The 13,858-nt window shown below is 46.5% G+C and carries 14 protein-coding genes; 11 read left to right on the forward strand and 3 right to left on the reverse strand.

Annotation, left to right across the window (positions count from 1 at the left end; translation table 11 throughout):
* The 11 genes from hisH (at position 1) to H3S94_RS03630 (ending at position 9,130) form a co-directional block, all read left to right on the forward strand.
* On the forward strand, positions 1-651 hold the full coding sequence (hisH, locus tag H3S94_RS03580) for an imidazole glycerol phosphate synthase subunit HisH (protein WP_198240294.1): 651 nt from the start codon (positions 1-3) through the stop codon (positions 649-651).
* A complete protein-coding gene (gene hisA / locus H3S94_RS03585) occupies positions 648-1,406 on the forward strand; it encodes a 1-(5-phosphoribosyl)-5-[(5-phosphoribosylamino)methylideneamino]imidazole-4-carboxamide isomerase (protein ID WP_198240295.1) in 759 nt (252 codons plus the stop codon). The genes hisH and hisA overlap by 4 nt, the downstream gene beginning before the upstream one ends.
* Complete coding sequence (gene hisF / locus H3S94_RS03590) at positions 1,403-2,197, forward strand: imidazole glycerol phosphate synthase subunit HisF (protein ID WP_198240296.1); 795 nt, start codon at positions 1,403-1,405, stop codon at positions 2,195-2,197. The genes hisA and hisF overlap by 4 nt, the downstream gene beginning before the upstream one ends.
* A complete protein-coding gene (locus tag H3S94_RS03595) occupies positions 2,194-2,517 on the forward strand; it encodes a phosphoribosyl-ATP diphosphatase (RefSeq protein ID WP_198230444.1) in 324 nt (107 codons plus the stop codon). Before hisF ends, H3S94_RS03595 begins: the two co-directional genes overlap by 4 nt.
* A complete protein-coding gene (coaA, locus tag H3S94_RS03600; protein WP_077990327.1) occupies positions 2,510-3,505 on the forward strand; it encodes a type I pantothenate kinase in 996 nt (331 codons plus the stop codon). The genes H3S94_RS03595 and coaA overlap by 8 nt, the downstream gene beginning before the upstream one ends.
* 7 nt (positions 3,506-3,512) lie before the next feature.
* Positions 3,513-4,904: a M17 family metallopeptidase gene (locus H3S94_RS03605; protein ID WP_198240297.1), complete on the forward strand. Its 1,392-nt coding sequence runs from the start codon at positions 3,513-3,515 to the stop codon at positions 4,902-4,904.
* Positions 4,904-5,758 carry an NlpC/P60 family protein gene (locus H3S94_RS03610; protein ID WP_198240298.1) on the forward strand — a complete coding sequence of 285 codons (855 nt, stop codon included), beginning with the start codon at positions 4,904-4,906 and terminating at the stop codon, positions 5,756-5,758. Before H3S94_RS03605 ends, H3S94_RS03610 begins: the two co-directional genes overlap by 1 nt.
* A gap of 21 nt (positions 5,759-5,779) precedes the next feature.
* Positions 5,780-5,941, forward strand: a complete 162-nt coding sequence (locus H3S94_RS12085; RefSeq protein WP_198240299.1) for a LysR family transcriptional regulator — start codon at positions 5,780-5,782, stop codon at positions 5,939-5,941.
* On the forward strand, positions 5,920-6,255 hold the full coding sequence (locus tag H3S94_RS03620) for a hypothetical protein (protein WP_198240300.1): 336 nt from the start codon (positions 5,920-5,922) through the stop codon (positions 6,253-6,255). Before H3S94_RS12085 ends, H3S94_RS03620 begins: the two co-directional genes overlap by 22 nt.
* A 585-nt stretch (positions 6,256-6,840) precedes the next feature.
* Positions 6,841-8,163, forward strand: a complete 1,323-nt coding sequence (locus tag H3S94_RS03625) for an MFS transporter (RefSeq protein ID WP_198240301.1) — start codon at positions 6,841-6,843, stop codon at positions 8,161-8,163.
* 4 nt (positions 8,164-8,167) lie between these two features.
* On the forward strand, positions 8,168-9,130 hold the full coding sequence (locus tag H3S94_RS03630; protein ID WP_198240302.1) for a succinylglutamate desuccinylase/aspartoacylase family protein: 963 nt from the start codon (positions 8,168-8,170) through the stop codon (positions 9,128-9,130).
* Between the two features lie 45 nt (positions 9,131-9,175).
* Here the strand turns inward: H3S94_RS03630 and H3S94_RS03635 are convergent, their stop codons facing one another.
* The 3 genes from H3S94_RS03635 to H3S94_RS03645 form a co-directional block, all read right to left on the reverse strand.
* Positions 9,176-10,189, reverse strand: a complete 1,014-nt coding sequence (locus H3S94_RS03635) for a zinc-binding alcohol dehydrogenase family protein (protein ID WP_198240303.1) — start codon at positions 10,187-10,189, stop codon at positions 9,176-9,178.
* 198 nt (positions 10,190-10,387) lie between these two features.
* Positions 10,388-12,211: an ABC transporter ATP-binding protein gene (locus tag H3S94_RS03640; protein WP_198240304.1), complete on the reverse strand. Its 1,824-nt coding sequence runs from the start codon at positions 12,209-12,211 to the stop codon at positions 10,388-10,390.
* Between the two features lie 581 nt (positions 12,212-12,792).
* Positions 12,793-13,758, reverse strand: a complete 966-nt coding sequence (locus H3S94_RS03645; protein WP_077990317.1) for a hypothetical protein — start codon at positions 13,756-13,758, stop codon at positions 12,793-12,795.
* Positions 13,759-13,858 lie beyond the last annotated feature (100 nt).

A 13,858-nucleotide genomic window follows, 5' to 3' on the forward strand; every position in this document is an offset into this window, starting at 1 on the left:
ATGCAAGTCGCAATTATCGACTACGGCTCCGGCAATTTACGCTCGGCCACAAAAGCTTTCGAGCGCGCAAGCCATGACCATGGCATAAACGCAAATATTATCCTCACCAATCGGGCAGAAGATGTTATGAAAGCCGACCGCGTGGTTTTGCCAGGTGTCGGTGCCTATGCCGATTGTCGTACCGGACTTGATGCCGTTCAGGGAATGGTTGAAGCTTTGAACGAAAGGGTGCTGAAGGGCGGCCATCCCTTCATGGGGATTTGCGTTGGTATGCAGCTCATGGCTTCCTGCGGAATGGAAAAAACAATCACCAACGGTCTTAACTGGATTAAAGGTGATGTCACTTTGATAAAGCCTCAAGACGATGCTTTGAAAGTGCCCCAGATCGGCTGGAACACCCTCGAACTGAAACGGAGCCACCCACTATTTTCCGGCATCCGCACCGGTGAACAGGGGCTTCATGCCTATTTTGTCCATTCCTATCAACTTGATTGTCAAAATCCTGATGAATTATTGGCAGTAACCGATTATGGCGGGCCGGTCACAGCAGCAGTTATCCGCGACAATATGTTCGGGACGCAGTTCCATCCGGAAAAAAGCCAGCGTCTCGGCCTTCAACTCATTGCCAATTTTCTGGAATGGAAACCATGATTCTTTATCCTGCAATCGATCTTAAAGACGGCTTTTGTGTCCGCCTGAAACTCGGCGATATGAACAAGGCAACGGTTTATAGTGCCGATCCTGCCGCGCAAGCCCACCACTTCCAGTCGGAAGGTTTCAAATGGCTTCACGTTGTTGATCTCAACGGTGCATTTGAAGGTGTTACAGTCAACGGTTCGGCCGTTGATGCAATATTAGAGGCAACAACCAATCCTGTCCAGCTTGGTGGCGGTATCAGAACCCTTGCCCATATCGAAAACTGGCTGAAAAAGGGGCTCGCCCGCGTAATTCTCGGCACTGTTGCTGTCAGAAATCCTCAACTGGTTCGTGAAGCTTGCAAACTTTTTCCGGGAAAAATAGCCGTTGGTATTGATGCCCGCGGCGGCAAAGTTGCCGTTGAAGGGTGGGCTGAAGAGTCCGAACTTTCCGCCCTTGAACTGGCAAAACGTTTTGAAGGCGCAGGGGTTTCCGCCATTATCTATACCGATATTGATCGCGATGGCATCCTCACCGGTATCAACTGGAATTCAACCCTTGAGCTTGCCCGTTCTGTGACAATACCGGTTATTGCTTCCGGCGGTCTTGCCTCGATGGAGGATATAAAACGGCTTTGTTCACCCGAAGCTGCCATATTGAACGGCGCAATTTCGGGACGCGCTCTTTATGACGGGCATATTGATGCGAAAGAAGCATTGGCATTGATTGACGAGGCAAATAAAAAAGCCGGAAAGAGTGGGCAATTATGACACTCAAAGCGCGTATTATTCCTTGTCTTGATGTTAAAGACGGACGTGTCGTCAAAGGAGTCAACTTTGTAGATCTCGTTGATGCCGGTGATCCGGTTGAAGTTGCAAAAGCCTATGACAGCGCAGGTGCCGATGAATTGTGTTTTCTCGATATTACAGCAAGCAGCGACAATCGCGAAACATTGTTCGATGTTGTTGCCCGCACGGCCGACCAATGTTTCATGCCTGTCACGGTTGGCGGAGGTGTGCGCACTGTAAACGACATACGCAAACTTCTGCTTGCCGGTGCCGACAAGGTGTCGATAAACACAGCCGCTGTTAAAAACCCCGATTTTGTTGCCGAAGCCGCCGACAAATTCGGCAATCAATGTATTGTGGTTGCCATTGATGCCAAAGAGGTCGCAGGCAACGGTAAAAACCGGCGTTGGGAAATTTTTACCCATGGCGGCAGAAACCCGACCGGTATTGATGCTATCGAATTTGCCCGCCTTGTTGAAAAAAAAGGTGCCGGTGAAATTCTGCTCACCTCTATGGACCGTGACGGGACAAAAGAAGGCTATGATATTACATTGACCCGCACCCTTGCCGATGCAGTGGATATTCCTGTTATTGCATCAGGCGGCGTTGGAACACTCGACCATCTTGTTGCCGGTATCCGTGACGGACATGCAACGGCGGTGCTTGCCGCTTCAATTTTCCATTTCGGAACCTATAGTATCGGTGAAGCAAAACATTATATGGCAAAAGCCGGCATTCCGGTACGTCTGGATGAATTCGGAGAAGGTGAATGACTGATTTTAGTTTGCATACCCTTGAACATACGATTGCCGAACGTGCAAAAGTTGACGATGGCAGTTCCTATACGGCAAGCCTCGTACAAAAGGGAATGGGACGTGCTGCCAAAAAAATGGGTGAGGAAGCGGTTGAAACTGTTATCGCCTCGATTGATGAAGATGACAAACATTTCATCAGCGAGAGCGCCGACCTGATCTATCATTTGCTGGTTATGTGGCATATACGCGGAATAAAGCTTGATGACGTTATCAAAGAACTTGCAAGGCGCACAGCTCAATCCGGACTTGAGGAAAAGGCATCCCGAAAGAATGGTTGATACACCAGAGCCTACTCACCAATCCGGCGACCTCGGTGATTTTGTTTTCGGCCGTTATTCGCCCTATAGCATTTTTACTGCCTATGAATGGTCTGTCTTTCGTGCCGATACGCCACTGACCCTGACCTTTGACGAGGTCAAGCGATTGCGTTCCATCGGTGATCCGATTGATCTTCATGAAGTGCAACGCATTTATCTTTCCCTTTCCCGCCTGCTTTCGACCCATGTCGAAGCAATCCAGATGCTGTTTCAAAAACGCAAACGTTTCTTGCGCACACAAGACACAGCTAAAACACCGTTCATCATAGGTATTGCGGGTTCGGTTGCGGTTGGTAAATCAACCACCGCCCGCATTTTGCAAGAACTCCTCAAACGTTGGCCATCCAGCCCCAAGGTTGACCTGATAACAACAGACGGTTTTCTTTACCCGAATGCGGTTTTACGAGCAGAAAACAGGATGGATAGAAAAGGCTTTCCTGATTCCTATGATGTCGGCAAACTTTTACGTTTCCTTTCCGCAATCAAAGCAGGCATGGGTGACGTTGTAGCACCGCTTTACTCCCACGCGGCCTATGATGTTTTGCCAAACGAGCAGATCGTTGTCGACCGGCCGGATATTCTTATTGTCGAAGGTATTAACGTGCTTCAGGTCAGGGATTTGCCGCGTGATGGAAAAGCCGTGCCATTCGTTTCCGACTTTTTCGATTTTTCTATTTATATTGACGCAAAAACCGAAATTATCCGCCACTGGTATATGGAGCGGTTCCGCCGTTTCCGGCTCACAGCTTTCCAAAATCCCCAGTCATTTTTCCATCGTTATTCAAAAATGACCGAACAGGAAGCGATGGCGGTTGCCGAAAATTTGTGGAACACAATCAATCTGAAAAATCTTGAAGAAAATATTTTACCAACACGGCCACGTGCCGATCTTATCTTGCACAAGGGTAGCGATCATCTGGTGGAATATGTTGCGCTTAGAAAATTATAGGTGAATTATGTCGCGAATATTGGCTCCGATAACATCTTGCCCGATTGAATTTACAACAGAACAATCCGAACACAGCCACCCGATCATTCTGGTCGCAGAAAATGATTTCTCCTTTGCTTCCGAAGACACTGTTGCAGGCTCGTGGGCAAAAGCCAATCACTTCACCGGCAAAAGCGGTGACATATTGGTGGTTCCTGATAATGACGGGATAGCTTCCAGAGCCTACCTCGGAGCGGGCGACGGTAGCGATGCCTTTATAACCGGAAATTTGTTCAAACAATTGCCGGAAGGTGAATGGCATTTTGAAAATTTGCCGGAAAACCCGCTTAATCTTTTTCTGGGACTTGGGTTAGGAAGTTATAAATTCCGCCGCTATCTCCAGACAAAAACACATAAAAAACTTAAAATCACCCTTCCTGACAATATTGATAAAGATGAACTGAAACGTCTTACTGAAACAACATTTCTTGTTCGCGATCTCATCAATACACCGACCAATGACATGGAGCCCGACACAATCGAGGAAGCAATACGCCAATTGGGAAGAACTTACGGCGCGACTGTTACAAGTATTTGGGGAGATGATCTTCTCAAACAGAATTTCCCGATGGTTCACGCCGTCGGGCGTGCCGGCTCGGTAGCCCCGCGTATTATCGACCTCCGCTGGGGAGACGAGAACCATCCAAAAGTGACATTGGTGGGAAAAGGAGTGGCATTCGATAGTGGTGGCCTCGATATAAAATCAGCAAATGGCATGTTATTGATGAAAAAAGATATGGGCGGAGCTGCCAATGTCATGGGGCTTGCCCGCCTTATTATGGATGCAAAACTCCCCATCCGGTTGCGACTTATCGTTCCCGCTGTTGAAAATTCGATTTCCGGAAATGCTTTTCGGCCCGGAGATGTTTTAAAAAGCAGAAAGGGATTGACTGTCGAAATCGGCAATACCGATGCTGAAGGGCGACTTATTCTGGCGGATGCGCTCGCCTTTGGCGACGAGGAAAAACCGGATTATCTTTTCGACATGGCAACCTTGACCGGTGCGGCACGTGTCGCATTGGGACCGGATATCCCGCCCTTTTATTGCAACAATGAAAATCTCGGTCAAAAAATCTCCCGCATTTCAATGGAAATTCAGGATCCGTTATGGCAATTGCCACTCTGGAAACCTTATCAGAAAAAACTTGCCTCCCGCATTGCCGATCTCAATAATGTAACAACGGATGGATTTGCCGGCTCTATTACGGCTGCTTTGTTTTTACAGAAATTCGTCGATCAGGCGGCAAACTGGGCACATTTTGATATTTATGGCTGGACACCGACGGAGAAACCGGCCTTCCCGATTGGTGGTGAAGCCCAAGGGATTCGTGCTCTTTATACAATTCTGAAAGGTCTTTGATGGATAAACTTGACCCGCGTCTTCATGCTTATCGTCCCGACCTTGCCGACGAAGCTTTGCGTGGCAAAGTAGAAGCATCCCGCTTTGTGGCCGGTTCTTTGAAGCGCATTGTCGCACCTGTTGCTGCTCTTTACAAAATTCCGGACGCGCTCTCAGAACGCCAAAGCGAATGTCTCTTCGGCGAGAATGTAAAAGTCTTTGAAGAAAAAAACGGCTTTTGCTGGGTTCAAGCCCAACAAGATGGCTATGTCGGTTACGTTGAGCAGTCAAAAATCGGTTCTATTGGTAATCAACCCACCCATCGGGTGAACGTGCCACGCACTTTCCAATATCGTGATGCGGACTTGCGCAGCCCCATGATTAGCCCTTTATCCATGGGAAGCCGCATCAGCGTGGTTGCAGAGGCCGAAACACGCGGCACCCGTTATGCTAGGCTTGATAATGGAGGTTTTGTTGTTTTCAACCATATCATGCCTGTCACCACGGTGGCAGATGATTATGTAACAATAGCAGAGTCTTTCATTCACACACCCTATCTTTGGGGGGGCAAAAGTGGTTTGGGAATTGATTGTTCAGGCCTTGTGCAACTTGCGATGATGATGACGGGACGAACAGTCTTGCGTGATACCGATATGCAGCAGGCAACAATCGGAAAAAATATTTCGCCGGATGACGGCCTCAAACGCGGCGATCTCGTCTTCTGGAAAGGTCATGTAGCCATTATGATTGATTCCGGAACGCTTATTCATGCCAATGGCGCATCAATGGATGTGAAAACAGAACCCCTAGATCAAGCTATTGCACGCATAGCGCTTCATCACGCCCAACCGACTTGTTATCGCCGTCCGGATTAAAGAAAAAAAATTATCATACCGGTGTTGTGGCTCACAGATTTTCCTGAACCCGCCCGCACCTGTGGTTTCACCAAAGCTGCCGAAAGCCGTCATATTACCAGTCCGGCTTTCGGGCGAGGCATAACACTTCCGGAAGAATGGGTGGGAGTTCGGCTCGTTGAATGGAAAAACCGGTCGAATTGACACCCGACGGTCTCATTATGCCGGAAGCGGCGATATATCGGGAACAATCCACCAGCTTCTCAAACGGGTGGCCGCGCGAAAAAGATGATGCCCGACCGGATTCGGGAATAGCGACAAGTGTAGCATTATCGATAACGTTTTTTCCGCAATGTTATAAAAAAATGAATGAAAAAGCCGGTATTTTTCATACCCGTGTCATTGCCGGAAGTAATAGAAGCGCAATTCTTTTGCTTGCAAATGATGAAATAGATCTTTTATTGGCCTATTCCGGTTATCATACGAGACTGCGCGCCAATCCGAAGAAGTTCAATTGATTGACAATTGCACATGAAACACTGATCCCCGTCAGTGTTGTTGATAAAAACGGAAAGCCCGATATTGACCGGAATGACAGAACAGCCTGATCCATTTTTTGTTTTTTACCGCCAACCTTGAAAACGATTATCGCCCGTCATATCGCAAGCTTGGATGAAAAGCCGAATCTGCATGGCGTGCATGAAACCCACTCTTTCAGTTCCTTGGTCGGGCTAAAAGCTACCGTTACTGGTATGGCCTTTCTACCCTATCAACTATGTAAACCGGCAATAGATAGCGGGCTGATCGTGGAAATTGAAAATTTTGCATGGCTTATGCCGCAGGGGACATTGCTCTTTATCGTAAAAAATTTTCAAACCATCCGATCGTTGATAAAATATGGGCTTATTATGTCGACGACCGTTTAAAATAAGCACAAGTATATTTACCTCATTCCGGTTTGGAAATTGATAAAACTGGTTGTTAAAAACCGGTCATATACACGTTTTATTGCGTGAAATATCCGTTTAAATAATATAAAGGCGGTCTTGACTGTATTCGGCTTGGACGAATTTTCGAAAAACCTGAAACCGGCGAGGGGGAAAATGGGGCATCAAGCTAGCGAAGGTAACCGGTCAATCCGGCAAAGCATCAAGGAACACTGGCGCGAATTTGCTGCCGCAAGTGCCGGTAATGCATTGGAATTCTATGATATTCTGATCTATGGTTATTTTGCGATTACAATCGGGAATTTATTCTTCCCGAATAAGGACAGTGCCGTATCATTGCTGATTGCTGTCGGAACATTCGGTATATCATTTATCACCCGCCCACTCGGCTCGATCGTATTGGGAAGCTATGCCGATAAAGCCGGACGGAAAGCATCTATGTCTCTTTCCATCTCGCTGATGGTTATCGGCACTGCAATGATAACCTTTTGTCCTACTTATGAAACCATCGGAATTCTGGCCCCGCTTATCATCATCATAGCGCGTATGTTACAAGGATTTTCAACCGGCGGGGAATTCGGTTCGTCTGTTGCTTTTATGGTAGAACATGCCGGAATTGACAAACGTGGATTTTTTGCCAGTTTCCAGATGTCGACACAAGGGCTGGCAACCGTTTTTGCAGCCGGTTTCAGTGCCCTGCTATTTGCTCTTCTTTCTCCCGAACAGCTTAATTCATGGGGTTGGCGTCTTGCCTTTGCCTTTGGTTTGTTAATCGGTCCGATCGGCTTTTATATACGCCGCGGTGTTGCCGAAACAGCCGATTTCGAGACTGTCAAATCCAATCGCCCGAAAAATACGCCTCTACACGATCTCTTCAAATATAATTGGCATGATATTCTGCTTTGCATTGGAGTTGTAGCGGCGGCAACAGCATTCAATTACGTACATAAAATTTACATGCCAACCTATGCGATCAAACAATTGCATTTACCCGAAACTTTTTCTTTCATCGGAGCAGTGATTACCGGATTTATGCTGTTAATCGTCTCGCCGATGGTCGGCACGATTTCCGACCGGTTCGGACGTATCCGGATCGTCGCTATTTCATTCGTATTTCTTGGTGTTACATCCTGGCCGCTATTCTATATTCTTAACGCAATGCCTACACCTGCGGTACTCTTTGCGGTACAGGCTTTTGTCGGTTTTCTTCTGGCGTGCGGCCTTGCGGCAATACCTGCACTTATTGCCGAGATTTTCCCGACCAATGTGAGAAGTACCGGTCTTGCAGTCAGTTACAATCTGTCCGTCACTATTTTCGGCGGTTTTGCACCGCTGATAGCAACCTGGCTTATTCAGACTACGCATAACAACATGTCGCCGAGCTTTTACGTCATGTCCACGGTTCTTCTGAGCCTGATATCAATCCTCCTATTGGCTCGTCGCCATAAAGCGACAGATAAAAACAAGGATTTCGGTTAAAATCATGAATACCAATCTCGAACAATATCCGATCGAATTGCCGTTCCCCGACCTGTCGGCGTGGAAACAAGGTAATTGCGGGGTCGATTATATTTATCAGTTCAAGTCGGGGCATCCCGGTAAACACGCTATGATTATGTCGCTCATCCATGGCAACGAAATCAGCGGCGCATTGGTTGTTGACAAGCTCTTGCGCGACAAATTCAAACCCGAACGTGGTACACTTACTTTGGGTTTTGCCAATGTTGCCGCCTATGAAGCATTTTCTCCCGATGCACCCGATGCTACACGATTTCTTGACGAAGATATGAACCGCGTCTGGAGCGAAGAAGCCCTTGATGGATCCCGTGACAGTCTGGAATTGCGTCGGGCGCGTGCGTTACGCCCCGTTGTCGATCAGGTTGATCTGTTGCTGGATCTTCATTCTATGCATGAATCCGATCCGGCAATCATGATGGGGGGTTACCTTAAAAAAGGGGAAGATCTCGCCCGCCAAGTCGGTGTTCCTGAATATATTGTGATGGACAAAGGCCATAAAGCAGGAAAACGGCTGCGTGATTACGGTGATTTCGGCAATCCGCAAAGTCCCAAGGCTGCAATTTTATTTGAATCGGGTCAACATTTTGAAAAACAGGCCTACCCCGCAGCTCTCGATGTTGCTGCGCGATTTTTGATGGTTGCCGGTATTGCTGATAGAAAAACCGTTGAACATTACCTCCTGCCAACAGCTCCACAACAACAGAAACTGGTTGATATTACCGAAGCTGTTACAATCAAAACAGATAACTTCCGTTTTTCCGACAATTTTAAAGGCATGCAACTGATCGGCAAAGCTGGCACTATCATAGCCTATGATGGTGACGAAGAGATCAAAACGCCTTACGACAATTGCATTCTCGTTCAACCGTCAATGCGCCATGCCCGCAAAGGTAACACGGCAGTACGTCTGGGAAGGCTCGTTGAATAAAATCCGGAATATAAATTTGAATGGCGGTTTTTTCCCGCCATTCGATTAAAAACCTTCAACGACAAGTTTGCCGACCGAGCGGTGCGTTTCGATCAAACGGTGGGCTTCTCTCAAATTGGCAGCATTGATTGGCGACAAAACCTTTGAAAGCGTGGGAACAAGCTTTTTCTCGTCGATCAATTGCGCGACATGATGCAGAATTTGTCCTTGGCGCGCAATATCGTCTGTCACGAACATGGAACGGGTAAACATTGATTCCCAATGAACCGAAACGCTTTTCATCTTTAGCGGGTTAATATCAAATGTTTTCGGTCCATCAATAAGACCAAGTCGTCCTTCGGGGGCGATAATATTGACATATTGAGGTAAATAACCGTCGGAATTTGCTGTCGAAAAAATGAATGACGGATTGGGGAAGCCGATCTTTTCAAGTTGTGGAGCAAAATCTTTTGTGTGGTCAATGACGTGATGCGCTCCCATCTTCAACGCCCATTCCTGTGATTGCGGGCGGGAAGCGGTTGCAATAATTTCAACATCGGAGAGTTGGCGAGCCAATTGAATGGCTATTGACCCCACTCCGCCAGCACCGGCAATCATCAAAAGGGCATTTTTGCCATTGTGAACCGGTTTCAAAATATCAATGCGGTCAAACAACATTTCGTAAGCGGTAAGCGATGTGAGCGGCATAGCAGCGGCTGTCTTGAAATCAAGACTTTTCGGCTTTAACGCTACCAGACGGCTATCAATAGCTTGAAATTCACTGTTTGAACCTTGCCGGTTGATAGCACCGGCATAAAAAACTTCATCTCCCTCGTGAAAACCGGTAACATTTTTACCAAGTTTTTGCACAATGCCGGACGCATCAAACCCTAAAATTCGTGGGTTACCGTCAAATGGTTTACCGGTCTGGCGCGTTTTCACATCAATCGGATTGACCGAAACAGCCTTCACCGCAACCAGAAGGTCGTAATCGCCGATTTCCGGCATTTCCAAATCGAAATCCTGCAAGGACCGATCATCAGTAATCGGCAAATTCTCGAAATATCCGACGGCTTTCATAATGGTTTTCCTTTGGCGAGAAACATTTAAAACATCTATAAAATGGCTAGGGTAGGAGCCAATTGCTCTCCTACCCTACCAATTTAGAGTATTTTTGAAAGAAAGCCAATTCAACCTGACAAATCAGTGATCGCATTATTTTGCATCTGATAGAGATGAACAATGCCAAATAGAACCGGAATTTCAAAAGAACCCGAATTATTTGGCAATTTTTTTCTGATCTTGTGATGAATCCTCTAAATGATCAATATCGTCGAAATCGGGATCTTTGAACTGTAAATCATGGAGGTGCTTATAAAGGCCGCCTTCAATCTTCAACAATTGATGCTGGGTTCCCTGTTCGACGATCCTGCCATTTTTCATAACAACAATTTTGTCGGCACGCGAAATTGTCGAAAGCCTGTGGGCTATGACAATGGTTGTGCGGTTGGTGGTCAAACGTGCCAAAGCTTCCTTGATTAACGATTCGGATTCCGAGTCGAGAGCACTTGTCGCCTCGTCCAGTATCAGAATTTCACTATTGCGCAACATAGCGCGTGCGATAGCAATACGCTGTTTTTGACCACCCGAAAGATTGCCGCCATTATCACCAACATCGGTGTCGTAACCATCTGGCAGTTCCATAATAAAATCATGTGCATTGGCAAGCTTGGCAACTTCCTCTATTTCTTCTTCGGTCGCCCCTTCGCGCCCTAACCCGATGTTATAGCGGACAGTGCCTTGGAAAAGAAACGTATCTTGCCCGACATAAGACATCAATTCGCGCAATGATTTGAAACTGGCATCACGAATATCCTGACCATCAATCAGAATGCGGCCTTCCTGCGGATCATACAGGCGCATGATAAGGTTAATCATTGTCGATTTACCCGATCCGGAAGGCCCGACCAATGCCGTCATCTTTCCTGCCGGAATATCAAGAGTGATGTCATGCAGAACCATGTGATCCTTCACATAGGAAAAGCCGACATGTTCAAGCCGGACATCGCCCTTCGAGCGGTCAAGATCAACCGGATTTTCTTTTTCCATAAGGGTAAGCGGATGATCGAGAATTTCAAACATCATACGCACACCGATCATGCCTGATTCGATTTTGACACGCACATTGGCAACCCGCTTTGCCGGTTCATAGGCCAGAAGGAGTGCGACAATAAATGACATCAGCTCGCCTTGAACGCCAACTCTTTGCGTCGCCATATAACCGGAAAAACAAATAACAACAGCAATTGCAATACCGGCAAGAGTTTCCATAATCGGACTGGTTGCAGCTTCCAGCTTGGCAATGCCGTTTGAACGTACTTCGACATCGGTAATCGCCTTATTCATGCGCCGTTTCATCAGCTCTTCGAGCGAGAAAGCTTTAATGACACGAATGCCGATTGTTGTTTCCTGCATAACTTTAATGATTTCAGCAATGGAAGAGAGTTCCTTTTCCATTAACCCGCGAACGCGCTTCAAAACCTGACGGACCCCGATAAAAGCGATAGGGCCAACCGCTAAAGCGACAATGCTGAGTAGAAAATTCTGATAGAGCATCACTGCAAGAAGGCTGATAACCGAAAAAAGATCACGTACAAACGTGGTTACAATCGTATCGATAATGTTGCGAGCAGCATTTGCATTTTGCGTTACACGCACAAGCAGATCGGATGAAGACGTATTCTGATAGAAAGCAACGCCTTGTTGCATAAGGCGCGAATAAATACGGCGCTGTTGTTCTGCAACGATACTGTTTCCTGCCTTACTCAAAAAATAGGTCTGCGCAAAAGTGGAAAATCCTTTGATAATAAAGATAACCGCCACTCCGGTCGAAACCATCGCAATGACCTTGAAATCATTCGCTTCGATGATGTGATTGACCACATCACGCATAATCCAGGCACTTGCGCCGGTCGTAGCAGATATGACGAGCATTGATATGATTGCGCAAATATACCAGAATGCATGTTTGCGGAAATTATCATGCAGCAAACGAACAATCAGTCTTTTATCAAATGATGATAACTGTTTCTTTTTAGCCATAAATAGCCGAACCTTTTTAAATGACTGCCTCTAGTAACAGATAAGTAGAAGCATCATCAACGAGCACTACTGGTAGCTTGTTCCTATCCTGTTGAAGATCGAGATGCAAGAATTCCATCCACTCTGCCATATGTTTCAAGTTTAATGGAACCGACGGTTATGTGCAATATTACGCGTTTATGTCATTTTGATCAGTACATTATCTCAAAAGTGCACAGATGCCGGACGCCTGTGGCTTTTCCTGCCTGTCAAAAAGCCGCCACCTGATTTTGTGCACATCTTTTTAAAAAAATCCGCCGATTCATTATTTTTAAAACTGCCCTTATAGGCTGCAAGCTCTTATGTCGGGCCAGCGCCTATGTCCGACCGGTTGTTATGTCGACTCAGCTCTTAGACCTGAAACGGGAACCGGATTGCGAATTGCCGTCATTGCGATTCGATATATGGTTGAAATGTCCGGATTTTATACAGCTTTGCCAAAAAATATAAAATAGCCCCGACGGCAGGCTCTCAAAAGCCGCTCATCGGAGCTCAAAAAGCGATACGGAAGGTTATCCTTCGACTTCCGGCACTGTCGAGAGTTACTTCTTCTCGTCGTTTCTCAGTTGTATGCTATCGGCTGTCTTTTCAATTTCATCGCTATAGGCAGCCAATGTTCCCTTCTCGCCGGTTGCGTGCATGAAAATCGGATGCCCGTCATTGCCCACAGCCGCATAAATAACAAGATCTACCGGATCGCCTTTCATCTCTGCTGTCGCCTGCAACCTCAAACCGGGGTGGCCAGCGAACTTTGTGTGCGAGGTCTTGCGATCTGCGACATTGTTAACGGTCCCTTTGATAGAGTTAAGATAATTATCGACAACCTTGTCGAGAGGAGCACCCTGAGCCGTTTCAAGCCCCTTTGTCACCACAATATCGGGACTTTCAGCACTATCTTTTGTATAAGCCGGAATGGTCAACATTGCCGAACTGTTCATAATGGAGCCAACAAATTCAAACGGCGGTTCAACACCAAAAGTAAATGGAAGAGCGCTTAATTGATCGCCTTCATCATTATGACGGGCAAGCGAAACGGATGCGAAAATCTTCATCGCATCATCCAATGCGAAATGTTCTGTTTCAGGAGCCTGTACGGTAATCACGTAAGAAGCATTCTGTGCAAAAAGCATTGAAGACCATTTATCAAAAACACCATTGGCGGCAGTTTGCTTTCCCTGATAAACAAGCAAAGCATTACCATCACGCGATTTCGTGCGGGAACGTGAAGTAATGGAATAATGATGATTATCCATAGCGGATATGAATGTTTTTTCGTCGTTAAATAACTTTTTCACACTGTCACTGGCTGGCGGCATTGTTGCAACGATAATAGATGCACCGGACTTTTTGTCTATAAAACCGCTAAAATCGGTTGTCAGAGTAAAGCTGTCGGGCACACTAATATAGACCGCTGTTCCCGGAACTTTCTGGTATACAGCCGCTTCCGCAGCCATCGGCGCCAGACATAAAGCAATAACAGCTGAAAAGAAACTTATTGGTTTATACACTTAAACATACCTCCAGCATGGCAAACTATCTAAATGTAACATTCTGTCCGAACAACACTCGTGAATATAATATAATAAATAAACGCATTTCAGAAAAAAA

Source organism: Bartonella sp. B10834G3 (genome assembly GCF_016102505.1).
Lineage (GTDB): Bacteria > Pseudomonadota > Alphaproteobacteria > Rhizobiales > Rhizobiaceae > Bartonella > Bartonella choladocola.

What these genes read in the sequence shown, in the direction of transcription:
- hisH (WP_198240294.1), top strand. Translation starts at nt 1, where the DNA reads ATGCAAGTCGCAATTATCGACTACGGCTCCGGCAATTTACGCTCGGCC.
- hisA (WP_198240295.1), top strand. Translation starts at nt 648, where the DNA reads ATGATTCTTTATCCTGCAATCGATCTTAAAGACGGCTTTTGTGTCCGC.
- hisF (WP_198240296.1), top strand. Translation starts at nt 1,403, where the DNA reads ATGACACTCAAAGCGCGTATTATTCCTTGTCTTGATGTTAAAGACGGA.
- H3S94_RS03595 (WP_198230444.1), top strand. Translation starts at nt 2,194, where the DNA reads ATGACTGATTTTAGTTTGCATACCCTTGAACATACGATTGCCGAACGT.
- coaA (WP_077990327.1), top strand. Translation starts at nt 2,510, where the DNA reads ATGGTTGATACACCAGAGCCTACTCACCAATCCGGCGACCTCGGTGAT.
- H3S94_RS03605 (WP_198240297.1), top strand. Translation starts at nt 3,513, where the DNA reads ATGTCGCGAATATTGGCTCCGATAACATCTTGCCCGATTGAATTTACA.
- H3S94_RS03610 (WP_198240298.1), top strand. Translation starts at nt 4,904, where the DNA reads ATGGATAAACTTGACCCGCGTCTTCATGCTTATCGTCCCGACCTTGCC.
- H3S94_RS03620 (WP_198240300.1), top strand. Translation starts at nt 5,920, where the DNA reads ATGGAAAAACCGGTCGAATTGACACCCGACGGTCTCATTATGCCGGAA.
- H3S94_RS03625 (WP_198240301.1), top strand. Translation starts at nt 6,841, where the DNA reads ATGGGGCATCAAGCTAGCGAAGGTAACCGGTCAATCCGGCAAAGCATC.
- H3S94_RS03630 (WP_198240302.1), top strand. Translation starts at nt 8,168, where the DNA reads ATGAATACCAATCTCGAACAATATCCGATCGAATTGCCGTTCCCCGAC.
- H3S94_RS03635 (WP_198240303.1), bottom strand. Translation starts at nt 10,189, where the DNA reads ATGAAAGCCGTCGGATATTTCGAGAATTTGCCGATTACTGATGATCGG.
- H3S94_RS03640 (WP_198240304.1), bottom strand. Translation starts at nt 12,211, where the DNA reads ATGGCTAAAAAGAAACAGTTATCATCATTTGATAAAAGACTGATTGTT.